Origin of the sequence: Paenibacillus sp. FSL M7-0802 (genome assembly GCF_038004945.1) — a bacterium.
GTDB lineage: Bacteria > Bacillota > Bacilli > Paenibacillales > Paenibacillaceae > Paenibacillus > Paenibacillus polymyxa_B.
The window spans coordinates 2337090-2362500 of sequence record NZ_JBBOSD010000001.1; the positions used below are offsets into that span (position 1 = coordinate 2337090).

Below are 25411 nucleotides of genomic sequence, written 5' to 3' on the forward strand. Positions count from 1 at the left end.
GTAGCTTCAGAGCCATAGTGAAGAGTTTACCCAACAGACCCACAACCTCGCATTTACAAACAGCTATAAGCTGCTGCGCGAACTCTCAAATGATGGTATTCTTCCATATTAGGAGCCAGTTGGTGCATATAAACGACGGAGAATTGTTCGCTTGGATCTATAGAAACCCAAGTGCCTGCTACTCCCGTCCAGCCAAATTCTCCAATAGAACTATTTGCATGCCCAGCCGCTTTATCAATTAACGTGCGCACGCCCAGTCCGTAACCATAACCTGTATGATAAGAATTAGTAAAATCCAATAATTGATCTGTATTCAGATGATTGGTGCGCATTAAATCAATAGTTTTTCTCCCTAATAGCCTCACACCATCTACCATACCTCCATTCGACAGCATTTGTGAAAATGTAAGGTACTCCTTAACTGTCGAATACAGACCTGCGCCCCCACTTTCATATATAGCATCGGGCTGATGATATTCATCCAAGAAACCCTCTATTTTTTCTAGCTCTCCGGCGTCTGTTCGTTGGTAAAAGGAGGCCATTCGCGATTCAATATCTCCACGATATCGGTAACCTGTATTGTTCATTCCAAGCGGATCAAATATTTCATCCTTTAGGAATTGCCCTAATGATTTACCTGAAATCACTTCAATAAGACCTGCAACCAGGTCATGTCCATATCCATATAACCAGCGTGTTCCCGGCTCAAATGAAAGTGGAATCTCAGAAAGCGCTTTAATTTCTGTGCGCAGATCATATTTCCCCTGCTTTTCCTTTAACGTTCTAAGGACCTTTTGCATGGCCCGTCCTGTCTCTGAAGACTCGGAAGCATAGGGAAGACCCACACTCATATTGAATATATGCTTAATTAAAATGGGTTTCTCCGCCTTATCCACATAGGTGTATCCGTTAGGAGCGGTTTTGAATACATGCGCATTACGATATTCGGGAAAATATTCATACAAAGGCTCATTCAACAAAAATTGCCCGCGTTCGTACAGCATAAGTGCAGCCGCACAGACAACAACCTTTGTCATGGAAAACAAGCGATACACTGTATCCTCAGTGATTGGTTTTCGGGCTTCCAGATCAGCATATCCATGATACCCTTCATACAACACTTTACCATTCTGGGCAATGGCACAACCGCAACCTGCTGGCCCATTTGCTACGAAATGTTTCAATAGCTGATCTACTTTGTCAAAACGAGACATATTCATCCCTCCTATTTTTCCTTCAAAAGAAACAGGCTTCCCCTCGCGCTCTAATTTCCTGTTCCAACAAGCTCAGCGCGATCCCTTGTAAGCGCTTATTCCCCGCATTTATTTTAACGGTAAACTTGGTAAATACATAGATTATTTGTCATAATCAGATGGCTTTACATTAACAGCTCGGCCACCGTTTCCTTCCAACGATGGATCACCGATTCCGGTTCCTTGAGACGGACCGTGACACCCGTCAAGATATCCGCATATTGGGCCGAATCTTCTCTGGATGCAACAACATGAGCCGCAAATCGCTCACGTACATGCTTGGCTTCGGGCAAAGCAGGCAGATGTTCCAGCGACAACCGCACATAATGCGCCTTCCCCCCGGTAAACACCGCAAGCGTCGCCTTCCCGGTACGAATCATGTTGCCCGTCGTGGTCGTGCCTGGCCATAGTGCCAGACGCAAATTCCCCTCGTCCAGCGCTACAACTTCGCCCACACTAATCATCGCTATGTGCGGCCACTGATCTTCCGTGACCGTCAGCAGCATCATTGCTTCATGCTGCTTGTCCTCCAATACCTTACCGTCCAGTAGCGTGAACAGTTCCTTACCGATCCTTGGTGTCTGCATGAAGTATAATCCCCTTTACATTTGGCCTATAACTTCAAAGTACCATAATTTACGGCTACTTACGAACGACCCTATATCCGCTCTGGAATAGGAGGAACATGAGCAGCATTCGGAATATCTTTGGGGTTTACCTTGAACGCCGATTTATACTTTGCTGGATCAGTAATGCTATCCGGTTCTGAGGTCCGCCATGTGAACAGGCATACAGGGCACAACAAAACCTCCCAGGCGCCTTTAACTGGCGAGCGGGTAACAACCTCCGAACGATTAGATTCACAACGGGGACAAATATGCATCTGTCAGCACTCCTTTAATCTTTTTTTGTTTTTAAAAATATTCAACGAAGCATTTGGCTCAACTTTTTCTCCCATTCTGCTACACCCAACGGGGAATCGAGCGACTGCGAGTAATGTCCTCTAATATCCGGTGCTACAGGTGTCGTCGCATCCAATATCATTTTGTGCGTCATACCTGCCGGATCAGAGCCGGGGTCAAGCGGTAAAATAGACAAGCCAGGAACAATGACAGCATCATGCTTTGGATGAAGCTTGGTGGATAAAGCCCACATGACCTGCGGCAGATTGAACGGATCGACATCCTCATCCACCACAATGACCAGCTTGCAATACCCTAATCCATGCGGAGTCGTTAACGCACGCATTCCCACAGCCTTTGCAAAGCCGCCATACCGGGTTTTCGTGGAAATAATAGCGACCAGCCCATGCGTATACATGGCATTAACGGCTACGATTTCATTAGGAAAAGCATCCTTAAGCTGCTGAAACAACGGTACACTTGTATTCACACCGATCATATAATCCGTTTCCGTCCAAGGCATCCCGATGTACAGATGCTCAAAGATAGGCTGTTTGCGGTGATATACACGATTAATCTGAATGACTGGCATCGCGCGACCGCCGGAATAGTGACCTGTGAATTCACCGAATGGACCTTCATACTCACGTTCACCTGCTAACATTTCGCCTTCCAAAATGACCTCAGCTCCCCAAGGCAGATCCAAATCTGCATCCTTCGCTTTGACCACACGGTAAGGCTCACCCTGAATGGCGCCCGCCATCTCATATTCGGATTGATCGTACAGCAGCGGCGTAGAAGCAGCCGTTGTAATCACAGGCTCACATCCGAGGGCAATAGCGACCTTCAGATTTTCGCCGCGCTCCTCAGCCTGACGGATATGGATCGCAATATCATGCTGTGGTACAGGCTGGATGCCCAAACGGTTCTTGCCTTTTACCTGCATCCGGTACAAACCGACATTTTGCTTACCGTAGGTGTCAGGGTCATCCAGATCGCGTGAAACTAGAATTGCTTTATCCAGATAAAACCCTCCGTCCCCCTGATTCAAACGAAACAACGGCAAAATATCAAACAAATTAATATCCTCTGTAATCTCGACTTCATGAAAAGGAGCGGTTTCTTCCCGCTTCACGAGCACCGGAAATTGTTCATAGCGTCTGGCAAATTCAAAAAACTGCTCCTTGAGCGGCGTGTTTTTGGGCATTCCCATCATGAGGGCATGATTGGGCCAGGAGCCCATCACATTCATTGCAATACGAGCATCCGTATATCCATAGATGTTGTTGAAAAAGAGAGCAGGCGTCTTATCTCCAAGATTGTTTAATGCTCTGTTAGCTGCTGCGAGGTCCGGCTCCGGCTTTACCTTATCGCTGATCGTGAGTAATTGTCCCTCCTTTTCCAAGGTGTGTAGAAAATCGCGAAAGTCTTTATAAGCCATTGTTCATTCTCCTTCGTCTTTCGATTTCTCAATTCTGGTGCAGCCTGGAGTCATTCTGCTTCATTCCATCCCAGCGTTTGGCTGCGGTTGTGACAATACCGAACTGATCCAATGCACGAAAAACAATATGATCCACTAATTCCTCGATACTTGCAGGATGATTATAAAAGGCAGGCATCGGCGGCAGGATCATCACGCCCATACGTGACAGCTCCAGCATATTTTCCAGATGGATACTGCTTAATGGTGTTTCCCTGGTCATGAGCAGCAGCTTCTTTCGCTCCTTCAGCATCACATCCGCTGATCGGGTAAGCAGGTTGTCCGCCATACCTATACGAATAGAGGCAAGGGTCTTCATGCTGCAAGGAGCGACGACCATGCCGTCTACTCGAAAGGAGCCGCTGGAAATACGCGCAGCCTGATCCTTATACGAGTAGACTGCATCCGCCATTGCCTCCACTTCCTTCACCGTGTAGCCTGTCTCATAGGGAATGTTCGCAATAGCCCACGGGGATAGCACCAGATGGCTTTGGACTCCAGCCTCTCGTAATTGTTGTAATATACGGATACCAAAGATCGACCCTGTCGCTCCCGATATTCCTACAATGATTTTCTTCATATGTCCCCTCCTTCCATCCCATCGTTTTATGTTCACCCATGCATTACTGTCAAAAATTATACGCTTGTTCCTTGCACACGAAAAATATATATAATATATGGAATACATACTTTAAAAGTATTCAAGTTGAAGCATTGTTTAGAAATGAGGAGGAATCCCAATGGACATGAAGCATCTGCATTACTTTTGCGTCATCGTGGAGGAAGGGCAAATCACCAAGGCCGCCAGAACGCTCAACATGGCCCAGCCTCCGCTGAGTCAACAACTCAAAAATATGGAGGACGAGCTTGGCGTAAAGCTGATTTACCGTGAAGGAAAGAAGTGGGAGGTAACCGAGGCCGGATATACACTGTATACACGCGCCAAGCGATTATTGGCTGAAATGGAGGACACCTGTAGAGAAATTGGGGAGTTTGAAAACAAAGTAACTGGTACACTTTCCATAGGCACGTCATCCGCCTGTATGTCTCTGATTACTGAACAACTCAGCCGCTTTCATCAGGATTTTCCAGAGGTATACGTTAAAATAGGACACGGAGACACACATCATCTGGAAGAACTGCTGCACCAAAATAAAGTGGATCTGGCCCTGCTGCTGCTTCCGGTAGATGACAAATCGTACCATACGATTGAACTGGAGGGAGTTTCTTTTGTTGCGGTTCTTCCGTGTGAATGGGCAGATCGCCATCCCAGTGGGGAAATTACCTTACAGGAAGCTGCCAGCTATGACCTCTTGTTGGGACGTCGAACAGAAGGACACGGACTATACGAAACCGTCATCCGCAAATTTCAGGAACACCATCTTATTCCGCACGTCGTACTGGACTGTCCAGAAATATCGACCATTCTCTCGCTCGTTTCCACAGGCATGGGAATTACCATTATTCCAGACGCTGGCTTGGGACAAGAATACGGGGACAGATTTCGCACACTCTCCATTAAGGAGCCATTCCCCTTCACACAGCCTGCCGTCGTATGGCGCAAGGATCGTTATTTATCCAATGCAGCTCGCAAATTTGTTGAACTGCTACAAGCTGGAGACACGAAAAAGACTGTTCCCGAGTAGATGCTCCACCGCTCTACTCCTGAAACAGTCTGATGCTTGAAAAACTTCCTTCATTCGGTCGTTGATACCGCCTTATTTGACTCCCTGATGTCGATACTCGGTTGGAGTCATTCCACATTTGCGCCGGAATACCTGTGTAAAATGCCTCATATCCTGATAACCGATCCGCTCTGAAATATCAGCCAGCCGCAGATGAGGATCACTGAGCAGCCGCTTCGCCTCCTCCATACGCAAGCAAATGACGTAATCCTTGTAGCCTTGTCCCGTCTTTTGCTTGAATAACTGGCTGAAATACACCGGATTCAAAAATACGATTGAAGCCACCTTCTCCAGCGACAGCTCCTCTGTAAAGTGAGCCCGAATGTATTGCAATGCCACATCTACCGTATGCATGCCTTTGCGGAGACATTCTCCTGTATCCGCTGCTGCGGCTGCAATCTCCTCTGGCGTACGTCTTAGTCGCGCCACCTCTTCAGGTATGGAGGCAAAATTGTGATGAACACCCGAACGTGTAATTTGTAGGGGCACCTTCACATAACGCTTCAAATGGGATTCGAGCAACGTCTCTAGCCGTGCGGCCTCTGCCTCATCTCTTACCCTTGCAATGCCCAGCAGACTATGGCGGTCTAGACTGACGACAAAGCCGCTGCCTCCTGCCTCAATGAGCTCGGACAGTACATTTTCAATCATAAAATGCTCCAGATGTGTCTGCTTGTGATCAGGTTCCATGCGAACCATGAAGAGATGGAATTCCGGATAATTTTCGACAAAAGGCTGTATATCCAGCTTGCCCGTATCCAGTCCAAGGGCATAGCGTTGGAAAACGGCTTCACGCAAATAAACCATATTGGATTTGAGAAGCCTACCCTCGTTCGCCTGCTGCGAGGCCACAAGCGCTTCGGCTGCCAGTATTTCAATGCATTCCAGCAGCTTTCTTTTACCAATCGGCTTTAACAGGTAGTCTTTGGCACCCAGCTTTACTGCTCTTTGTGCATAATGGAAGTCGGAATGGGCCGAAATGACAACCCACTGCAGATGAGGATGCTTTCGCTTAGAAATACGCATGAATTCCAGACCATCCATACCGGGCATCAGGATATCAGTTAATACAATATCTACAGGATGCTCCGCCAGAATGCCTGCTGCCTCCTCGGTGGAAGCAGCGAGATGAATGCCGCAGGTTGGTAGAGCTTGGCCAATGGTACGCCGAATCCCCTGCCGAATCATATTTTCATCGTCAGCTATCAGAATATTCATGTTTCTCCTCCTTCTGTGGCAGAGGCACACTTACAGTGGCTGTTGTTCCGGCCCCAGGTGCGCTAGAGATCCGTAGGCCGTACTCTTCTCCGAACATGTGCCGTAGCCGTAAATTTAGGTTTTGCAGGCCGATGCCTCCCGCCTGCCCGCTGCCCGCCTGTTTGCCGGGTTCTGCCAAAGCGACCTGGACCACCTCCCATCGTTCGTGCTCCATCCCTGCACCGTTGTCGATGATGTGCAGGCTCAATACACCGCCATATTCCTCCGCTCTGACGAGCAGCTTGCCACCTGTATCCGCATGAAGAGGCTCCAGTCCGTGCTTCACTGCATTTTCAATCAATGGCTGTAAGGTCATTTTCGGCAGGCGGATATCCATCCATCGTTCATCAATGCTAATGTCTACAGATACCCTACCCTCCAGCCGAGTTTGAATAATGGTGAGATAGTGCCCAACCTGCTCCACTTCTTCACGAAGGCTTACATCGGCCCCCTCTTCCCAATGGCTGCTGTAACGGAACATATGGGATAAGGAGAGAACCACCTCTCCGAGCTGATCTTGTCCCTTTTCATCCAGCATCCAATAGATCATATCCAGCGTATTATACAGAAAATGTGGATTGACCTGCGTCTGTAGCGCGTGCAGCTCCGCATTTTTTTCACTGACCGATGATATACGCACCAGCTCGATTAGCTCTGCAATCCGTCTTACCATATGGTTAAAAGAGGTAGCTAGTTGGTTGATTTCTTCATAGGATTTGGTGTTTACCGTATGACGGAAATTTCCTGTCTCTACCCGCTTCATTTCCCGAATGACTCGCTTGAGTGGAAGGGAAATGCCTCTGGAGACGATAGATGCAATTAACGCCGACACAATAATAAGTATAGGTGCCACGATAAATAAGTACCTTTGATTTTGCACCAACTCCACGTTCAGATCCTCACTAGGTGTCACACTAATCACAGACCAGTCGGCAAACGGCAACTTGGAAGCGATTACAACTCTTTCATTACTTCGATTTACAATAACATCCTCCTCCGGTACCTGCTGCTCTAGATTTTGCAAATCCGGTGGCGGATCAGAGGAAGTGGCCGACACAATTCGATTTTCATGACCCAACAAATATACCTGACTATTGGTGCCTAACCGCAAATTGTGGAGAGCGGACAAAACAGAACGCGGCTCAGCCTCAAACAGGACAATACCAATCGGCTTGTGTTCATCCAGATCATAGAGCTGCCGTCCAAACGCAAACACGGGTCTGGTTTCCACCTGATCAATGACAGAGTGAGGATACACGCCCAGCCATGCAATTTTGCCCGCCGACTTTCGAATTTCCTTATACCATTCCGTATGTTCGTAATGAGTATCAATGACATTCATATAATTGCCATAGTTATATACCTTGCCTGTGTCTGTGATGACATGGATGCCAATCAGATCCTCACGCGAATAATAGATAGCGCCCAGAATATTCGTAATCGTACGTTCGTTGATGTAATTGACAGCAGGTAAATCACTACTATCCGTCGTCAACAGACGAACCAAATCCATATTGTTGCTGATCGATTTGGAGAGACTGTTATAGCTGCCGAGTAGCAATTCGAACAGGCCTGCCGTCTGGGATACATTTTTACGCGCCAGCTCGCTGACCTTATCATGGAACTGCACCGTAGTACGGTTGTAAAATAATAGACTGACCGCCAGCACAATGCCGGACATGCTCAACAGGAACAGAACAAACAAGCGGTATTGAATGGATTGAAAACGGCGCAGCATACCTCCGTGCGCTCCTTTCGCATCGGCCGCCTATCCTTTAACCGCTCCCGCAACCATGCCCTTGGTGATATTTTCGGACAGAACAAAATAAATAATAATGACCGGTAAGGCACCCATGACTAGAAAAGCACCAATATTACCGTAGTTCACAGAATACTGGCTGACGAACGTATATACGCCGAAAGGGAGAGTTTTGAGCTTCTCGGACGAGATAAAGGTGGCAGCCATAATGTATTCATTCCAGATGTTAATGAAAGTTAAAATACATACCGTCATGATAGGCGGAATCGAGATGGGTAAGATTACACTGCGGAAAATACGATAAATGCTTGCTCCGTCAATGTAAGCGGATTCTTCAATTTCGTGGGGAATGGACCGCATAAAGCCGGATAGGATGAAGACCGCAATCGGTGTCTGAAAAGCAATGTAGGGTAAAATCAGTGAGAAATACGTATTCAGAATATGGACGTTTTTAAACATCACCATCAGCGGCAGCAGCGTAGCTTGCATCGGGATCATCATCCCGATCAGAAACAAAGTCAGCACAACAGCCCCGAAGCGCCAACGAAAACGTGTAATCGCATAAGCAGCCATTGAGCTTAACAAAATGACGAAAATCATCGTAACCCCGGTCACCAGTACACTGTTTCCTAAATAACGCAAGTAGCTCCCTGATTCATAGGCTTCCTGATAGTTGTGCCACTGGGGCACTTGAGGGAGTGCAAAGAAGCTTGAGCTCAATATCTCTTCATTCGTCTTCAACGAATAGGTCAGCAGCCAAAAGAGTGGATACAGCTGCGTGACAATTAAGATTGCCAATAAGGAAAAGACTCCCGTTTTTTTTAAGGCATTCAACAGTTCCATCTCCTTTAGCTTACCTTATTTTCGATTCGTTTGAAAACAAAATTTATCACAATTGTAAATGACAAGCAAATCACTACGAGAATTGAAGCTAATGCGCTGCCATATCCGTATTTCATCGATAAAAAGGACATATTGTACATATACGTAGATACTGTATCCGTTGCATGAGCTGGTCCTCCACCCGTCATCACCCAGATCAAATCAAACGATTGCAGGGAGCCGATAAATGCTAATACAATTGATATCTTGAAAATAGGTACAATGAGCGGCAGCGTAATATAGCGGTCTGCTTTGAATCCTTCAGCTCCATCAATTTTGGCTGCTTCGTACAGCTCATTCGGTATATTTTGTACACCGGTAAACTGGATAAGTAAATGATAGCCAAAATACTGCCACAACGATACAAAATAGAGGGCGTACATCGCTATCTGCGGTTCCGTCAGCCATGAGCGCGTCCAGCTTTCCAGCCCAATCGCCAGCAAAATACCGTTCAGCATTCCACCCATCGAAGCTGGATTATAGATCGTCTTCCACAGCTGCCCGATAATGACCACCGATAGAATAACCGGCAGAAAATACATCGTAACCAGCGTATTGGCCTTACGCACATAACGATTAAGCAAGATCGCCAGCAACAGACAGAACGGAATTTCCAGCATGGAAAACACAGCGAACATCATAGTCCGTTTCACGGACGGCCAGAACACTGAATCTGCTGTAAAAATCCGTTCAAAATTAGCCAGCCCCACGAACTTTGCCTCGGCGATTCCGTTCCAATCCAGCAATCCGCAATACACCGACACCAGAATCGGAACAAATACCATACAGGTATACAACAACAGGCAGGGTAGCACGAAAACGGCAATGGTACGTGCTGGCACCTTCAGTACATTCATGCTCTAATCTCCTTTGTGTTGATTCTGAACATCTTCTGAGGATGCACAACCTACATGATTTCCAATCAGGGAAGGAGCACTCTGCCCCCTCCCTAGTGTCAGCTACTTCAGGATTTTGCAAAATTCGATTCCAGTCGCTCCAAAGTGCAATATCTAGACGAACTAGGCCATTTCGATCTATATATTGTTCATTGGGAGTCGCTTATTGGATTTTTGCAAAATCCTCACTTATTTATTCGCTTCAAAAGTGTTCTGATGTTCCTTGGCAACTTGTGCAGAGTCTTCTTTTTGCACGAACAGGTTTTGAATGCTACTCAGATGCGCCTGCGCAATAGCCGGATTCATCGTATTATCAAAAGCGAGATCGCCCCCTTTTACATTCTTGAACAGCTCATTAAGACTAATCGCTAACTCGGAGTAGCCCGCTTCCTTCAGATCACCTTTCATTTTCTGACCACTGCCAATCGCATTTTTCAGATCAAACTGAATTTTGGGCATCTCCGTAATAAAATAGTGCAGAAAATCCTTCGTCTCCTGTAAATGTTCACTGTTCGCAGATACCGCAAATGCGCTGCCCGGCGCAATTACATACTCATTCACATCACCCTTGCCATTCACCGTAGGGAATTGAAACGCTCCTACCTTACCTGCTACCGAAGAAGCATCAATTGACCCCGTTTCCCATGTACCCATGATATACATCGCGGCTTTTCCTGTTTTAAAAATATTACCGCCTGCATTATAGTCAATAGATGTAGCTCCATCCGGGAAAGCTCCTGCCTGCACCAATTCCTGAAATGCATCCACCGCTTCCACAAAAGCTGGGTCGTTAAACGTCTTTTTACCGTCCAGTACATCATTGAGAAAATTCGGCCCTTCATTTGTACGCAACAAAATATTCATAAAAAGGAGGGAACCCGTCCATGAATCCTTTTCCCCAATGGCAATCGGAGTAATTCCCTTCGCCTTCAACGTCTTGACCGTCGTAATCAGCTCGTCAAAGGTGGTCGGCAACTTCTGGATTCCCGCCTGCTTGAACAGTTCTTTATTGTAAAACACCACTTCTATATTGTTACCGTCCGGAAAAGCATAGAGCTTATCGTCGAAGCTATAGTAATTAAGAAGTCCATTCTGAAACGTATCTTTTAACCCCTCTTTATCAGCCACATCGTTTAATGGAGCCAGCAGCCCGGCATCTACGAATGGCTTCATCTGTGCAGCTGGGTTTACAATCGTGATATCAGGTACTTCCTTCGCCGCTGCCTGTGTTTTCAGCTTAAGCTTTTGTTGATCTGTATTTAGCGAATCCAATTCAATTTTGACATGAGGATGATCCTGCTCGTATTGACCTACAATTTGCTTAATCATTTTGTACGAAGGGGTGCTCGGATCAGGATTAATGTTCTGAAAGGTAATCGTAACATCTTTCGTTGCGGTGCCTCTGCTCGGTTCTCCTGAATTTCCCGGACTTGCGCTTTGTCCGTTATTACAAGCTGCCAGCGTCAATGCCAAGGCGCTCGCCATCACAATGGCAAACGCTTTCATTTTTGTTCTGCTCATGGTCTTTTTCCTCCTCTTGTTGAAGCATTGCGCAATTTGCCCTCCTTATTGGTGGACACTCAATGCCCGCTTGTTCTTTTCATTATGTTCCATAGAAAAGACGTGAACAATGCGTGAACTTAAGGAGAAGGGTTTGTTTTTTCAAGCCCTCATTTGCGTGCTTCAAAATTCATTCATATCATAACTTGCAATTTATCTAGAACACAGGCATAATATGAATAAGATCATAGTTTGATAATGATTATCATTATTAAATGATAAATACACATAGACTTTAAAGGAGGCAGGACCGCAGTGAAAGAAACTTTTAATAAAACCTCCCTGCATATTGATGATTATTTGGATCTTCTCAATCTTGCCGTACAAGTCGGAGATACAAAGTGGCAAAAAGAAATTACCCGTAAACTTCAAACCTTGAGTGTCCTTCAGACAGAACAGGTTGAAATAGATTAACTTCCCCAGTTAATACTGTCCTCAGTTAAAAAAGCTGACTAGGCACCACTATACAAAGGACAACCAGAATACCATAAAACTTTTGACCGAATCCACGATAATGGTCTTTCATGTGAATGATAAATGAATCGGTTATAGGAAAAAGAGCACAGCCCGTTAAGGCTGTGCTCTTTTATCTTGCTTGGCGACGTCCTACTCTCCCAGGACCCTGCGGTCCAAGTACCATCGGCGCTGGAGGGCTTAACGGTCGTGTTCGGGATGGGTACGTGTGGAACCCCTCCGCTATCGCCACCAAACATGAATTTACATTGTAAATTCTTTAACAGGAATCAGCATCGCCAAATGCTGTGTGTTCGCTTGTTTCATATAAGCTACTTGAGCTTATACAATACAAAACTTACACCCTGAAAACTGGATCCGAAACTTATTTGCGTTTTATTCTTAGGATAAGCCCTCGACCGATTAGTATTGGTCAGCTCCATGCATTACTGCACTTCCACCCCCAACCTATCTACCTCGTCGTCTTCAAGGGGTCTTACTAATTGGGAAATCTCATCTTGAGGGGGGCTTCACGCTTAGATGCTTTCAGCGCTTATCCCTTCCGTACATAGCTACCCAGCGGTGCTCCTGGCGGAACAACTGGTACACCAGCGGTACGTCCATCCCGGTCCTCTCGTACTAAGGACAGCTCCTCTCAAATTTCCTACGCCCACGACAGATAGGGACCGAACTGTCTCACGACGTTCTGAACCCAGCTCGCGTACCGCTTTAATGGGCGAACAGCCCAACCCTTGGGACCTACTTCAGCCCCAGGATGCGATGAGCCGACATCGAGGTGCCAAACCTCCCCGTCGATGTGGACTCTTGGGGGAGATAAGCCTGTTATCCCCAGGGTAGCTTTTATCCGTTGAGCGATGGCCCTTCCATGCGGTACCACCGGATCACTAAGCCCGACTTTCGTCCCTGCTCGACTTGTAGGTCTCGCAGTCAAGCTCCCTTCTGCCTTTGCACTCTTCGAATGATTTCCAACCATTCTGAGGGAACCTTGGGGCGCCTCCGTTACTCTTTAGGAGGCGACCGCCCCAGTCAAACTGCCCACCTGACACTGTCCTCGCACCGGATCACGGTACCAAGTTAGAACCTAGATACGATCAGGGTGGTATCCCAAGGATGCCTCCTCTCAAGCTGGCGCTCAAGATTCAACGGCTCCCACCTATCCTGTACAGATCGTACCCAAATTCAATATCAAGCTGCAGTAAAGCTCCATGGGGTCTTTCCGTCTTGTCGCGGGTAACCTGCATCTTCACAGGTATTAAAATTTCACCGGATCTCTCGTTGAGACAGCGCCCAAGTCGTTACGCCATTCGTGCGGGTCAGAATTTACCTGACAAGGAATTTCGCTACCTTAGGACCGTTATAGTTACGGCCGCCGTTTACTGGGGCTTCGGTTCATAGCTTCGCCCGAAGGCTTACCACTCCCCTTAACCTTCCAGCACCGGGCAGGCGTCAGCCCGTATACTTCGCCTTGCGGCTTCGCACAGACCTGTGTTTTTGCTAAACAGTCGCTTGGGCCTTTTCACTGCGGCCCCCTCGGGCTATTCACCCTACCGAGGCACCCCTTCTCCCGAAGTTACGGGGTCATTTTGCCGAGTTCCTTAACGAGAGTTCTTCCGCGCGCCTTAGAATTCTCTTCTCGCCTACCTGTGTCGGTTTGCGGTACGGGCACCTTCTCCTGGCTAGAGGCTTTTCTTGGCAGTCTGAGATCATGACCTTCGCTACTACAATTTTCGCTCCCCATCACAGCCCAGCCTTAACGATGTGCGGATTTGCCTACACACCAGCCTCACTGCTTAGACGGACATCCATCAGTCCGCGTCACTACCCTACTGCGTCACCCCATCGCTCATAACGGATTACGGTGGTACAGGAATTTCGACCTGTTGTCCTTCGACTACGCCTATCGGCCTCGCCTTAGGTCCCGACTTACCCTGAGCGGACGAACCTTCCTCAGGAACCCTTAGGCTTTCGGCGGATCTGATTCTCACAGATCTTTTCGTTACTCATACCGGCATTCTCACTTGAATGCAGTCCAGCGCTCCTTACGGTACACCTTCAACCCGCATTCAACGCTCCCCTACCCCTGATGCAAGCATCAAGCCATAGCTTCGGTGGTGTGTTTAGCCCCGTTACATTTTCGGCGCAGAGTCACTCGACCAGTGAGCTATTACGCACTCTTTCAATGGTGGCTGCTTCTAAGCCAACATCCTGGTTGTCTGTGCAACTCCACATCCTTTCCCACTTAACACACACTTGGGGACCTTAGCTGATGGTCTGGGCTGTTTCCCTTTCGACAATGGATCTTAGCACTCACTGTCTGACTCCCGGAACTAAATCTATGGCATTCGGAGTTTGACTGAGCTTGGTAACCCTTGCGGGCCCCGCACCCAATCAGTGCTCTACCTCCACGATTCTTTTTTCCGAGGCTAGCCCTAAAGCTATTTCGGGGAGAACCAGCTATCTCCGGGTTCGATTGGAATTTCTCCGCTACCCCCACCTCATCCCCGCATTTTTCAACATGCGTGGGTTCGGGCCTCCAGTGCGTGTTACCGCACCTTCACCCTGGACAGGGGTAGATCACCCGGTTTCGGGTCTACGTCCACGTACTCATTCGCCCTATTCAGACTCGCTTTCGCTGCGGCTTCAGCTCTTCACCTTAACCTTGCACGGGAACGTAACTCGCCGGTTCATTCTACAAAAGGCACGCCATCACCCATAGATCGGGCTCTGACTTCTTGTAAGCACACGGTTTCAGGATCTATTTCACTCCCCTTCCGGGGTGCTTTTCACCTTTCCCTCACGGTACTGCTTCACTATCGGTCGCCAGGGAGTATTTAGCCTTGGCAGATGGTCCTGCCGGATTCATACGGGGTTTCACGTGCCCCGCACTACTCGGGATCCGTCTCGGAGAGAACAAGTTTTGAACTACAGGGCTTTTACCTTCTCTGGCGGGCCTTTCCAGACCTCTTCATCTAACCGGTTCCTTTGTAACTCCATGTGAGACGTCCCACAACCCCAAGGAGCAAGCTCCTTGGTTTGGGCTAATCCGCGTTCGCTCGCCGCTACTGACGGAATCACTATTGTTTTCTCTTCCTCAGGGTACTTAGATGTTTCAGTTCCCCTGGTCTGCCTCTATTCTGCCTATGTATTCAGCAGAAAGTGACTGTCGATGAAGACAGCCGGGTTTCCCCATTCGGACATCCCCGGATCAAAGCTTGCTTACAGCTCCCCGAGGCCTTATCGTTGTTCGCCACGTCCTTCGTCGGCTCCTGGCGCCTAGGCATCCTCCGTGTGCTCTTTGTAGCTTAACCTAGACTTTTCTTTCAAAGAAAGAAAATGTCGATGTTCGATAAAGAATGATTTTTGCCAAAGGCAAAAGATCTTTCCTTACCTGCTACCTTTATTTCACTTGTTTACACAAGATCAGCTTAAAGGAATATTCTAAAACGCAATTTCGTTTCGGTATCCAGTTTTCAAGGTGCAATTCGCCTCTTCGAAGCGAAATCCGATGAATATTTCGATTCCACACGGATGTGTGAATGAAACATTCGTCGAAGCTTGAGAGTTTGAGCTCTCAAAACTGAGCAACGAGTGAGTAAGTTAAGGATATTCATTTCATTCACACGAACGTGATGAACCGAATTGAATATCCGGTCGCAGGTACATTGTACTTGCTTATTTGAATGTTTCCATTGCAGGAAACGATTCTCCATAGAAAGGAGGTGATCCAGCCGCACCTTCCGATACGGCTACCTTGTTACGACTTCACCCCAATCATCTACCCCACCTTCGGCGGCTGGCTCCCTTGCGGGTTACCCCACCGACTTCGGGTGTTGTAAACTCTCGTGGTGTGACGGGCGGTGTGTACAAGACCCGGGAACGTATTCACCGCGGCATGCTGATCCGCGATTACTAGCAATTCCGACTTCATGTAGGCGAGTTGCAGCCTACAATCCGAACTGAGACCGGCTTTTCTAGGATTGGCTCCACCTCGCGATTTCGCTTCCCGTTGTACCGGCCATTGTAGTACGTGTGTAGCCCAGGTCATAAGGGGCATGATGATTTGACGTCATCCCCACCTTCCTCCGGTTTGTCACCGGCAGTCTGCTTAGAGTGCCCAGCTTGACCTGCTGGCAACTAAGCATAAGGGTTGCGCTCGTTGCGGGACTTAACCCAACATCTCACGACACGAGCTGACGACAACCATGCACCACCTGTCTCCTCTGTCCCGAAGGAAAGGTCTATCTCTAGACCGGTCAGAGGGATGTCAAGACCTGGTAAGGTTCTTCGCGTTGCTTCGAATTAAACCACATACTCCACTGCTTGTGCGGGTCCCCGTCAATTCCTTTGAGTTTCAGTCTTGCGACCGTACTCCCCAGGCGGAATGCTTAATGTGTTAACTTCGGCACCAAGGGTATCGAAACCCCTAACACCTAGCATTCATCGTTTACGGCGTGGACTACCAGGGTATCTAATCCTGTTTGCTCCCCACGCTTTCGCGCCTCAGCGTCAGTTACAGCCCAGAGAGTCGCCTTCGCCACTGGTGTTCCTCCACATATCTACGCATTTCACCGCTACACGTGGAATTCCACTCTCCTCTTCTGCACTCAAGCTCCCCAGTTTCCAGTGCGACCCGAAGTTGAGCCTCGGGATTAAACACCAGACTTAAAGAGCCGCCTGCGCGCGCTTTACGCCCAATAATTCCGGACAACGCTTGCCCCCTACGTATTACCGCGGCTGCTGGCACGTAGTTAGCCGGGGCTTTCTTCTCAGGTACCGTCACTCTTGTAGCAGTTACTCTACAAGACGTTCTTCCCTGGCAACAGAGCTTTACGATCCGAAAACCTTCATCACTCACGCGGCGTTGCTCCGTCAGGCTTTCGCCCATTGCGGAAGATTCCCTACTGCTGCCTCCCGTAGGAGTCTGGGCCGTGTCTCAGTCCCAGTGTGGCCGATCACCCTCTCAGGTCGGCTACGCATCGTCGCCTTGGTAGGCCTTTACCCCACCAACTAGCTAATGCGCCGCAGGCCCATCCACAAGTGACAGATTGCTCCGTCTTTCCTCCTTCTCCCATGCAGGAAAAGGATGTATCGGGTATTAGCTACCGTTTCCGGTAGTTATCCCTGTCTTGTGGGCAGGTTGCCTACGTGTTACTCACCCGTCCGCCGCTAGGTTGATTAGAAGCAAGCTTCTAATCAACCCCGCTCGACTTGCATGTATTAGGCACGCCGCCAGCGTTCGTCCTGAGCCAGGATCAAACTCTCCATTAAAGACCAACCGAAGTTGGTTTATAGAAAGAGCGATAAGCTCATTTTGAAACTGACGAGATAAAAATATCTCTTGTTTGATTTTGCGAACAAAATCGTTTTACTCACTCGTTGTTCAGTTTTCAAAGATCAAACATTTCTCTTTCGCTGCGTTTTTCAGCAGCTATAAGATCATATCATGTTCGTTTCAAAAATACAAGGGTTATTTTTTCTTTTTTTGAAGATCGTTTCACCCAAGTTTTTCGCTTTTGAAACTGCTGTTTTATTGTCAGCTCAAATAATATATCATTTTCAGCAAAAGAAAGCAACTTGTAAATAATCCCTTTTTCAAACTTAAAATCCCTTTCACCGTTTAGTCAACCATTATTAGCTCCAATGTTATTTCAAAACAGCTAGTTCATAAAATGTCATGTGTTCAGTTCCATTTAATATAAATATATTATTGGTAATTAACCGCTATACGACGTTAATTAGTTTTTTTGTAATCTATTTTGTTCGTTAACCCCGTTACCCCATGTGCTAGATTGTTAGAAGACATGCAACAAGGCGAAGCCTCTTGGACCCCGCCTAATGGTATTCATAATATTAGAGGCGACAAATTTCATGGGCACATTGGCCGTACGAAGGACAGCAGCACATGCCACGTAATACCTTGAGATCGTGAATGACAATCTTTCCATCCCTTGTATCTAGGGTTCCCTGCTCTTTCAGCGCGCTCAGCATCCGGTTCACACTCTCTCGTGTCGCTCCAATCATCTCACCTAATTCGGAGTGACTAAGCTTCATATTTAGTAAAATGCCATCCTTCACAGCCACGCCACATGTATTGCTAGCACGGATCAATGTAGACGCTAGCGCTCCAGTTTTACCATACAACAGTAAGTCCCGAAAGCGCGATTGCATAATGCGTTGCTTCATCGCCATCCACTGGATGAACTGAAGTGCCATTTCCCCATTTTTGGACAAGAGCGACTCCAGATCCTTAACAAGCACGACGCCTAACTCACACACATCGGCTGTTTCCGCAGTGCAGCTATACTCTTCTCCATCTATCCCGCTAAATTCCCCAATTAAGTCACCTTGATGCTGAATGGTCAGAATCAGTTCTTTACCATCTTCTGTCGATTTACGAAGTTTAACATGACCTGAATGTATATAATAAAGCTGCTCTGCATCATCGCCCTCTCGGAAAAGCATAACGCCTGCCTTTACCTTCTTCCAGGACATAATATCTTTTAGCAGATCCAAATGTTCTTCTGTCAAATAAATCTGAATTCCCGTGCGTTCCGCTTCGTCCCCAAACCGTTCCATACAAGTGGCTTGCATGTTAGCGTCCTCCTCGTGTTTACCTGATATCTATATCATAATGTTTTAATGCCTGGGTTGTTATCGGGAGAACACCTGATTTTATACCTTCCTACTCCCTGATTTACTGTGATAAATATCACTTCCGAGGTAAGCTAATGCCCCATTTATCGGCCTTTTCCCTACTCCTTACCCGACCAGATGAAAAGTCAGTGTTTCCTGCGCCTATAGATCAGGGGGTTCCCTGATCTACTTTTGTAACTGTCGGAACTACAATGAATTAGAGATATAGTTTGGTTATGAAAAAGGATGTGTCTTCTATGCTACAAATAACGGATGAAATGCGAAAAGAACTGAATCAGTTGAGAGATACTATTTATGGTGATCTCACTGCCCTTGCATTTATGTCCAAGTCGGGTGGTAAGTTGCATTGGTATTACGCCTCCGGTAGCCGAAGCAATCGCTATCGTCTTATTTCTTTTAAGATTGGCCATGGTATTGCCGGGATGGCTGTTCGCTTGGGACGTACCGTGACTGTAAGTGCTTTGCTATCAGGTAGTATACGTTTGCGTCAGGAATGTGCACTAATGCTGGCCGAGCAGCTTCACTCTGCTGTTGCTATTCCCTTTTCCAGCACAGGGGATCTGCCCAACGGTGTGCTGCTTCTTGGTAATCGTGATGTGAGGATGTTCACAGAGTCTGATGTAGCCGAGGCCACTCAAGTCGCTCAACGCCTTAGCCAACTATGTGCTTACCCTCTTACTCCATAGATCAACAATGTTTCTGTAGATAATGAAACTCATAAAATACTTGATATGACTGTCCCTAACTATCTTTGTTGATTGAAATCCCTAAAATTTGCTATGATTATGACAAAACGCACGGTTTTTTTACCGTTCGAGGGGATGACAAATTGATTCGTATACTAGTAGTGGATGATCACGTTGTCGTACGTTCTGGCCTCATGGCCCTATTGGACGGCAAAAACGGTATCAAGGTAGTAGGAGATGCAGCAGACGGGGATGAGGCAATCCACAAGGCAGTGGAGCTACAACCTAATGTGGTGCTCATGGATTTTAGCATGCCACCTGGCAAAGATGGTCTCACGGCAACCACTGAATTAAAAAAAAAGTTGCCCGACACAGAAGTCCTTATTTTAACAATGCATGATGATGAAGAATATCTGTTCCGGGCCATTCAGGCTGGAGCATCCGGATATATTTTAAAAAGCGCACCTCACGAGGAGTTGCTCGCTGCCATCCAGTCTGTAGCCGAGGGTAGTGCCTATTTGTACCCGAATGCAACCAAACGACTGATGAGTGAATATCTGGACAAAATCAAACAGGAAGGCATAGCCGGACCCTATGAATCCCTATCTGAGCGGGAAAAGGAGATTCTATCGTGGGTAGCCAAAGGATATGCCAACAAGGAAATTGCCGAGCACCTAGTGATTAGCGTCAAAACCGTAGAGTCCCATAAAAGTAACCTTATGGAGAAGCTTAACTTGAAAACACGACCTGAGCTAGTCAAATTCGCACTAAAAAAGGGGCTGCTCCATTATGAATGAACCTTCTAATCCTTTACTGCAGCATGCCTTTGGTGAATCAACCGATACATTGCTGAATGATCTAGAAATTTATATACCAGAGTCCCCTTTTCTCCATGCACTACGTAACTCACTCCACCAACTATCCAATCTAAAATTTGCTCTAGATACGTCTTCCATTGTTGCTTTGACCGATCATCGAGGTATTATTCAGTACGTGAACGACAAGTTTTGTGAGATTTCGCAATACAGTCGTGAAGAGCTGATCGGTCAGGATCATCGTCTCATTAATTCAGGCTATCATACCCCTGCCTTCATGAAAAACCTGTGGACTACAATCCGTTCAGGTGAGGTATGGCAAGGAGAAATACGTAATCGTGCTAAAGATAACAGCTACTACTGGGTGAATACTACGATCGTTCCGTTTATGGACGAGGAAGGTAAACCCTATCAGTACTTAGCGATCCGCAATGAGGTCACTAAACTGAAGAAAGTAGAAGCAGAACTCCAGTCTATGATGACGCAAGTCATGCAAATACAGGAAGAAGAACGTAAACGCTTTTCAAGAGAGCTACATGATGGGATAGGACAAAGCTTGTTTTCACTTATTATTCAGTTAGATAGCCAACTTGCCGAACAACCTAGTGCTGCTCTGGAGAGTCTTCGTTCGCAGGTGACCGACATCATCAAAGATGTTCGTGGTCTAGCGTGGGAACTTCGTCCCTCAGTTCTGGATGATTTGGGTGTCGTCCCAGCTATAAGAACCTATATTGAAAACTTCTGTTCTCATTACGGGATTGAGGTGCATTTTCAATGCACTCTACGTAAACGCCTTGATATTCGCAAGGAAATAGCAATTTATCGGATTGTACAGGAGGCATTAACGAATGTAGCCAAATACGCAGATGTAGCGGAGGCATATGTCGACGTTGAGGATCAAGATGAAATGATACAAGTGACCATTCGGGATGAGGGCATTGGATTCTCTGGAAAGTCCCAAGGAGAGGGAGTTGGATTGTTCAGTATGGAAGAACGAGCTAGAGGGGTAGGGGGATTTATGAGCATGACCTCTGCTCCAGATGAGGGAACCTCCATCCAGCTGACCATTCCCGTGTAAAAACTGTCCACTAGATCGGTTATCGGTGTATACCAGTTGTATGATCAGAACGATATACACCGATACCGAGATTATGAATAATCAATACATTGTGGGTACATGAAGATAAATACAAAAAAAGAGAGAGCTCTGTCCCCAGACAGGCTCTCTTTATTTATAAGGTGTCACCACTGAGGCAACAAGAATCCGCTATAGCAAAAAGCGGGTGATGGGAATCGAACCCACGCTACCAGCTTGGAAGGCTGGAGTTCTACCATTGAACTACACCCGCAAATCAGTATCGGGATGACACGATTTGAACATGCGACCCCCTGGTCCCAAACCAGGTGCTCTACCAAGCTGAGCTACATCCCGACATTATACTTTTTTTAAGAAATGGCGCGCCCTGAGAGATTCGAACTCCCGGCCTTTTGATTCGTAGTCAAACGCTCTATCCAGCTGAGCTAAGGGCGCATATTTAAATCCATAATGAGCAGTCAAGGCGCCACCCAGATTTGAACTGGGGATGAAGCTTTTGCAGAGCTTTGCCTTACCACTTGGCTATGGCGCCGTATGGATAATGGAGCGGACGACGGGAATCGAACCCGCGACCCTCGCCTTGGCAAGGCGATGCTCTACCGCTGAGCCACGTCCGCAAAATATGGTGCGGTCGAGAGGACTCGAACCTCCACGGGGGTTAGCCCACACGGACCTGAACCGTGCGCGTCTGCCAATTCCGCCACGACCGCAAAATAATTATAAATGGTGAGCCATGAAGGACTCGAACCTTCGACACCCTGATTAAAAGTCAGGTGCTCTACCAACTGAGCTAATGGCTCTTAATGGCTGGGGATATAGGATTTGAACCTATGCATGACGGAGTCAAAGTCCGTTGCCTTACCGCTTGGCTAATCCCCAATAAATTAAGAATAAAGGGCGGCCGATGGGGCTTGAACCCACGAATGCCGGAGTCACAGTCCGGTGCGTTAACCACTTCGCCACGACCGCCATATGATTATGAAAAGACTGGTGGAGGATGATGGATTCGAACCACCGAACCCGTAAGGGAGCAGATTTACAGTCTGATGCGTTTGGCCACTTCGCTAATCCTCCAAAATGGTGCCGGCGAGAGGACTTGAACCCCCAACCTACTGATTACAAGTCAGTTGCTCTACCAGTTGAGCTACACCGGCACATTACTCATTTCCCACTTGAAAGGTGGCTCGGGACGGAATCGAACCGCCGACACGAGGATTTTCAGTCCTCTGCTCTACCGACTGAGCTACCGAGCCATATTTTGTTTTATTACTACACCATATAATCCACACTATATATGTCAACTATATATGAGATTAAAATGGCGGAACTGACGGGATTCGAACCCGCGATCTCCTGCGTGACAGGCAGGCATGTTAGGCCTCTACACCACAGTTCCAGAGGCATTTCCAATAGGAAATTAATTGCGGGGGCAGGATTTGAACCTACGACCTTCGGGTTATGAGCCCGACGAGCTACCGAACTGCTCCACCCCGCGACATTAAAAGGGACTTATCAAATTTTCTTATGGTGGAGGCTGAGGGGCTCGAACCCCCGACCCTCTGCTTGTAAGGCAGATGCTCTCCCAGCTGAGCTAAGCCTCCATATTATGACCCGTAGGGGATTCGAACCCCTGTTACCTCCGTGAAAGGGAGGTGTCTTAACCCCTTGACCAACGGGCCTTACAAAATAAGTTCTGATTCCAATAAATTTATGGCGGAGAGAGAGGGATTCGAACCCTCGCACCACTTTCGCAGTCTAACCCCTTAGCAGAGGGTCCCCTTATAGCCACTTGGGTATCTCTCCGAGTAGCGGCAGAGGGGATCGAACCCCCGACCTCACGGGTATGAACCGTACGCTCTAGCCAGCTGAGCTACGCCGCCACCTTATATATAAAAGTCAGAAATATTCAAAACATGGCTCCCCGAACAGGACTCGAACCTGTGACAACTCGATTAACAGTCGAGTGCTCTACCAACTGAGCTATCAGGGAATATTGGTGGAGCCAAGCGGGATCGAACCGCTGACCTCCTGCGTGCAAGGCAGGCGCTCTCCCAGCTGAGCTATGGCCCCAATCTTTTTGTTATTCTAGAAGTGGTGGGCCTTAGTGGACTCGAACCACCGACCTCACCCTTATCAGGGGTGCGCTCTAACCAGCTGAGCTAAAGGCCCTAACATGTAAAACTTCATCATCCTTTAAAGGATATCGCTTGGCGACGTCCTACTCTCCCAGGACCCTGCGGTCCAAGTACCATCGGCGCTGGAGGGCTTAACGGTCGTGTTCGGGATGGGTACGTGTGGAACCCCTCCGCTATCGCCACCAAACATGAATTTACATCGTAAATTCTATCGTACGGTTATTCGCTTCATCACATATCGTGTGAATGAATAGCCATGCGCTTGTCGTATGTCACTTGTACATACCTTCAAGGTTACACCCTGAAAACTGGATCCGAAACTCATTTGCGTTTTATTTAGGATAAGCCCTCGACCGATTAGTATTGGTCAGCTCCATGCATTACTGCACTTCCACCCCCAACCTATCTACCTCGTCGTCTTCAAGGGGTCTTACTAATTGGGAAATCTCATCTTGAGGGGGGCTTCACGCTTAGATGCTTTCAGCGCTTATCCCTTCCGTACATAGCTACCCAGCGGTGCTCCTGGCGGAACAACTGGTACACCAGCGGTACGTCCATCCCGGTCCTCTCGTACTAAGGACAGCTCCTCTCAAATTTCCTACGCCCACGACAGATAGGGACCGAACTGTCTCACGACGTTCTGAACCCAGCTCGCGTACCGCTTTAATGGGCGAACAGCCCAACCCTTGGGACCTACTTCAGCCCCAGGATGCGATGAGCCGACATCGAGGTGCCAAACCTCCCCGTCGATGTGGACTCTTGGGGGAGATAAGCCTGTTATCCCCAGGGTAGCTTTTATCCGTTGAGCGATGGCCCTTCCATGCGGTACCACCGGATCACTAAGCCCGACTTTCGTCCCTGCTCGACTTGTAGGTCTCGCAGTCAAGCTCCCTTCTGCCTTTGCACTCTTCGAATGATTTCCAACCATTCTGAGGGAACCTTGGGGCGCCTCCGTTACTCTTTAGGAGGCGACCGCCCCAGTCAAACTGCCCACCTGACACTGTCCTCGCACCGGATCACGGTACCAAGTTAGAACCTAGATACGATCAGGGTGGTATCCCAAGGATGCCTCCCTTCAAGCTGGCGCTCAAAGTTCAACGGCTCCCACCTATCCTGTACAGATCGTACCCAAATTCAATATCAAGCTGCAGTAAAGCTCCATGGGGTCTTTCCGTCTTGTCGCGGGTAACCTGCATCTTCACAGGTATTAAAATTTCACCGGATCTCTCGTTGAGACAGCGCCCAAGTCGTTACGCCATTCGTGCGGGTCAGAATTTACCTGACAAGGAATTTCGCTACCTTAGGACCGTTATAGTTACGGCCGCCGTTTACTGGGGCTTCGGTTCATAGCTTCGCCCGAAGGCTTACCACTCCCCTTAACCTTCCAGCACCGGGCAGGCGTCAGCCCGTATACTTCGCCTTGCGGCTTCGCACAGACCTGTGTTTTTGCTAAACAGTCGCTTGGGCCTTTTCACTGCGGCCCCCTCGGGCTATTCACCCTACCGAGGCACCCCTTCTCCCGAAGTTACGGGGTCATTTTGCCGAGTTCCTTAACGAGAGTTCTTCCGCGCGCCTTAGAATTCTCTTCTCGCCTACCTGTGTCGGTTTGCGGTACGGGCACCTTCTCCTGGCTAGAGGCTTTTCTTGGCAGTCTGAGATCATGACCTTCGCTACTACAATTTTCGCTCCCCATCACAGCCCAGCCTTAACGATGTGCGGATTTGCCTACACACCAGCCTCACTGCTTAGACGGACATCCATCAGTCCGCGTCACTACCCTACTGCGTCACCCCATCGCTCATAACGGATTACGGTGGTACAGGAATTTCGACCTGTTGTCCTTCGACTACGCCTATCGGCCTCGCCTTAGGTCCCGA

Annotated in this window: 16 protein-coding genes, 21 tRNA genes and 5 rRNA genes (1 of these 42 running past the window's edge); 5 read left to right on the forward strand and 37 right to left on the reverse strand. The window is 47.9% G+C overall.

Annotated elements, in window-relative coordinates:
• Positions 1-53: 53 nt before the first annotated feature.
• From MHB54_RS10915 to MHB54_RS10935, 5 genes are all read right to left on the reverse strand, one after another.
• A complete protein-coding gene (locus MHB54_RS10915) occupies positions 54-1214 on the reverse strand; it encodes a serine hydrolase domain-containing protein (RefSeq protein ID WP_068941005.1) in 1161 nt (386 codons plus the stop codon).
• A 164-nt stretch (positions 1215-1378) separates the two neighbouring features.
• The gene (locus MHB54_RS10920; protein WP_068941003.1) at positions 1379-1840 is read right to left on the reverse strand and encodes a pyridoxamine 5'-phosphate oxidase family protein; all 462 of its coding nucleotides are present in this window, start codon (positions 1838-1840) and stop codon (positions 1379-1381) included.
• Between the two features lie 71 nt (positions 1841-1911).
• Complete coding sequence (locus MHB54_RS10925) at positions 1912-2136, reverse strand: non-oxidative hydroxyarylic acid decarboxylases subunit D (protein WP_053324466.1); 225 nt, start codon at positions 2134-2136, stop codon at positions 1912-1914.
• A 41-nt stretch (positions 2137-2177) separates the two neighbouring features.
• Positions 2178-3596 carry a non-oxidative hydroxyarylic acid decarboxylases subunit C gene (locus MHB54_RS10930; RefSeq protein ID WP_068941001.1) on the reverse strand — a complete coding sequence of 473 codons (1419 nt, stop codon included), beginning with the start codon at positions 3594-3596 and terminating at the stop codon, positions 2178-2180.
• Positions 3597-3624: 28 nt separating this feature from the next.
• Complete coding sequence (locus MHB54_RS10935) at positions 3625-4215, reverse strand: flavin prenyltransferase UbiX (protein WP_023986667.1); 591 nt, start codon at positions 4213-4215, stop codon at positions 3625-3627.
• A gap of 160 nt (positions 4216-4375) precedes the next feature.
• Here MHB54_RS10935 and MHB54_RS10940 point away from each other — a divergent pair, with 160 nt between their 5' ends.
• Positions 4376-5281 (forward strand): LysR family transcriptional regulator, encoded by a 906-nt coding sequence (locus MHB54_RS10940; protein WP_053324464.1) that lies wholly within the window; start codon positions 4376-4378, stop codon positions 5279-5281.
• A 72-nt stretch (positions 5282-5353) separates the two neighbouring features.
• Here MHB54_RS10940 and MHB54_RS10945 read toward each other — a convergent pair whose 3' ends face one another.
• The 5 genes from MHB54_RS10945 to MHB54_RS10965 form a co-directional block, all read right to left on the reverse strand.
• Entirely contained in the window at positions 5354-6538 is a 1185-nt protein-coding gene (locus MHB54_RS10945; protein ID WP_068940999.1) for a response regulator, read from the reverse strand.
• Positions 6519-8315: a sensor histidine kinase gene (locus MHB54_RS10950; protein WP_340981602.1), complete on the reverse strand. Its 1797-nt coding sequence runs from the start codon at positions 8313-8315 to the stop codon at positions 6519-6521. The genes MHB54_RS10945 and MHB54_RS10950 overlap by 20 nt, the downstream gene beginning before the upstream one ends.
• Before the next feature lie 30 nt (positions 8316-8345).
• Complete coding sequence (locus MHB54_RS10955; protein ID WP_370671150.1) at positions 8346-9179, reverse strand: carbohydrate ABC transporter permease; 834 nt, start codon at positions 9177-9179, stop codon at positions 8346-8348.
• Positions 9180-9184: 5 nt separating this feature from the next.
• Positions 9185-10075 carry a carbohydrate ABC transporter permease gene (locus tag MHB54_RS10960; protein ID WP_023986662.1) on the reverse strand — a complete coding sequence of 297 codons (891 nt, stop codon included), beginning with the start codon at positions 10073-10075 and terminating at the stop codon, positions 9185-9187.
• Positions 10076-10303: 228 nt separating this feature from the next.
• Entirely contained in the window at positions 10304-11635 is a 1332-nt protein-coding gene (locus MHB54_RS10965) for an extracellular solute-binding protein (protein WP_023986661.1), read from the reverse strand.
• A 294-nt stretch (positions 11636-11929) separates the two neighbouring features.
• Between MHB54_RS10965 and MHB54_RS10970 the strand changes: the two genes are divergently transcribed.
• Positions 11930-12088: a hypothetical protein gene (locus MHB54_RS10970; protein ID WP_023986660.1), complete on the forward strand. Its 159-nt coding sequence runs from the start codon at positions 11930-11932 to the stop codon at positions 12086-12088.
• A gap of 179 nt (positions 12089-12267) precedes the next feature.
• Here MHB54_RS10970 and rrf (MHB54_RS10975) read toward each other — a convergent pair.
• The 4 genes from rrf (MHB54_RS10975) to MHB54_RS10990 all read right to left on the reverse strand — a co-directional run bounded on the left by rrf (MHB54_RS10975) (position 12268) and on the right by MHB54_RS10990 (position 18739).
• A 5S ribosomal RNA gene (gene rrf, locus MHB54_RS10975) occupies positions 12268-12384 on the reverse strand.
• A 146-nt stretch (positions 12385-12530) separates the two neighbouring features.
• Positions 12531-15456, reverse strand: a 23S ribosomal RNA gene (locus MHB54_RS10980).
• Positions 15457-15860: 404 nt separating this feature from the next.
• Positions 15861-17416, reverse strand: a 16S ribosomal RNA gene (locus MHB54_RS10985).
• Together the 16S, 23S and 5S rRNA genes form the textbook arrangement of a ribosomal RNA operon.
• A 582-nt stretch (positions 17417-17998) precedes the next feature.
• The gene (locus MHB54_RS10990; protein ID WP_023986659.1) at positions 17999-18739 is read right to left on the reverse strand and encodes a Crp/Fnr family transcriptional regulator; all 741 of its coding nucleotides are present in this window, start codon (positions 18737-18739) and stop codon (positions 17999-18001) included.
• Positions 18740-19038: 299 nt separating this feature from the next.
• On the opposite strand from MHB54_RS10990, the gene MHB54_RS10995 reads away from it, so the two are divergent.
• The 3 genes from MHB54_RS10995 (at position 19039) to MHB54_RS11005 (ending at position 21381) form a co-directional block, all read left to right on the forward strand.
• Positions 19039-19488 (forward strand): GAF domain-containing protein, encoded by a 450-nt coding sequence (locus tag MHB54_RS10995; protein WP_028542674.1) that lies wholly within the window; start codon positions 19039-19041, stop codon positions 19486-19488.
• A 143-nt stretch (positions 19489-19631) separates the two neighbouring features.
• On the forward strand, positions 19632-20285 hold the full coding sequence (locus tag MHB54_RS11000; protein ID WP_023986657.1) for a response regulator: 654 nt from the start codon (positions 19632-19634) through the stop codon (positions 20283-20285).
• On the forward strand, positions 20278-21381 hold the full coding sequence (locus MHB54_RS11005) for a PAS domain-containing sensor histidine kinase (RefSeq protein WP_023986656.1): 1104 nt from the start codon (positions 20278-20280) through the stop codon (positions 21379-21381). Before MHB54_RS11000 ends, MHB54_RS11005 begins: the two co-directional genes overlap by 8 nt.
• A gap of 200 nt (positions 21382-21581) precedes the next feature.
• On the opposite strand, the gene MHB54_RS11010 is transcribed toward MHB54_RS11005, so the two are convergent.
• From MHB54_RS11010 to MHB54_RS11120, 23 genes are all read right to left on the reverse strand, one after another.
• A tRNA-Gly gene (locus MHB54_RS11010) sits at positions 21582-21652 on the reverse strand.
• Positions 21653-21661: 9 nt separating this feature from the next.
• A tRNA-Pro gene (locus MHB54_RS11015) sits at positions 21662-21735 on the reverse strand.
• Positions 21736-21757: 22 nt separating this feature from the next.
• Positions 21758-21834: transfer RNA gene (locus tag MHB54_RS11020), tRNA-Arg, on the reverse strand.
• Positions 21835-21860: 26 nt separating this feature from the next.
• A tRNA-Cys gene (locus MHB54_RS11025) sits at positions 21861-21931 on the reverse strand.
• A 10-nt stretch (positions 21932-21941) separates the two neighbouring features.
• Positions 21942-22016 (reverse strand) — tRNA-Gly (locus tag MHB54_RS11030).
• A 6-nt stretch (positions 22017-22022) separates the two neighbouring features.
• A tRNA-Leu gene (locus MHB54_RS11035) sits at positions 22023-22109 on the reverse strand.
• Between the two features lie 14 nt (positions 22110-22123).
• Positions 22124-22199, reverse strand: a tRNA-Lys gene (locus MHB54_RS11040).
• 4 nt (positions 22200-22203) lie between these two features.
• Positions 22204-22278: transfer RNA gene (locus MHB54_RS11045), tRNA-Gln, on the reverse strand.
• A 17-nt stretch (positions 22279-22295) separates the two neighbouring features.
• Positions 22296-22368 (reverse strand) — tRNA-His (locus MHB54_RS11050).
• A 19-nt stretch (positions 22369-22387) separates the two neighbouring features.
• Positions 22388-22473, reverse strand: a tRNA-Tyr gene (locus tag MHB54_RS11055).
• Positions 22474-22477: 4 nt separating this feature from the next.
• Positions 22478-22553 (reverse strand) — tRNA-Thr (locus MHB54_RS11060).
• Between the two features lie 26 nt (positions 22554-22579).
• A tRNA-Phe gene (locus MHB54_RS11065) sits at positions 22580-22652 on the reverse strand.
• A 66-nt stretch (positions 22653-22718) separates the two neighbouring features.
• Positions 22719-22795 (reverse strand) — tRNA-Asp (locus MHB54_RS11070).
• 25 nt (positions 22796-22820) lie between these two features.
• Positions 22821-22894, reverse strand: a tRNA-Met gene (locus MHB54_RS11075).
• Between the two features lie 30 nt (positions 22895-22924).
• Positions 22925-23000 (reverse strand) — tRNA-Val (locus tag MHB54_RS11080).
• A gap of 6 nt (positions 23001-23006) precedes the next feature.
• Positions 23007-23078 (reverse strand) — tRNA-Glu (locus MHB54_RS11085).
• A 32-nt stretch (positions 23079-23110) separates the two neighbouring features.
• A tRNA-Ser gene (locus MHB54_RS11090) sits at positions 23111-23202 on the reverse strand.
• A gap of 3 nt (positions 23203-23205) precedes the next feature.
• Positions 23206-23279 (reverse strand) — tRNA-Met (locus MHB54_RS11095).
• Positions 23280-23313: 34 nt separating this feature from the next.
• Positions 23314-23389 (reverse strand) — tRNA-Asn (locus MHB54_RS11100).
• 4 nt (positions 23390-23393) lie between these two features.
• A tRNA-Ala gene (locus MHB54_RS11105) sits at positions 23394-23469 on the reverse strand.
• 22 nt (positions 23470-23491) lie between these two features.
• Positions 23492-23568, reverse strand: a tRNA-Ile gene (locus MHB54_RS11110).
• Between the two features lie 36 nt (positions 23569-23604).
• Positions 23605-23721: ribosomal RNA gene (gene rrf / locus MHB54_RS11115) — 5S ribosomal RNA — on the reverse strand.
• 150 nt (positions 23722-23871) lie between these two features.
• A 23S ribosomal RNA gene (locus MHB54_RS11120) occupies positions 23872-25411 on the reverse strand; it runs 1386 nt beyond the window's last position.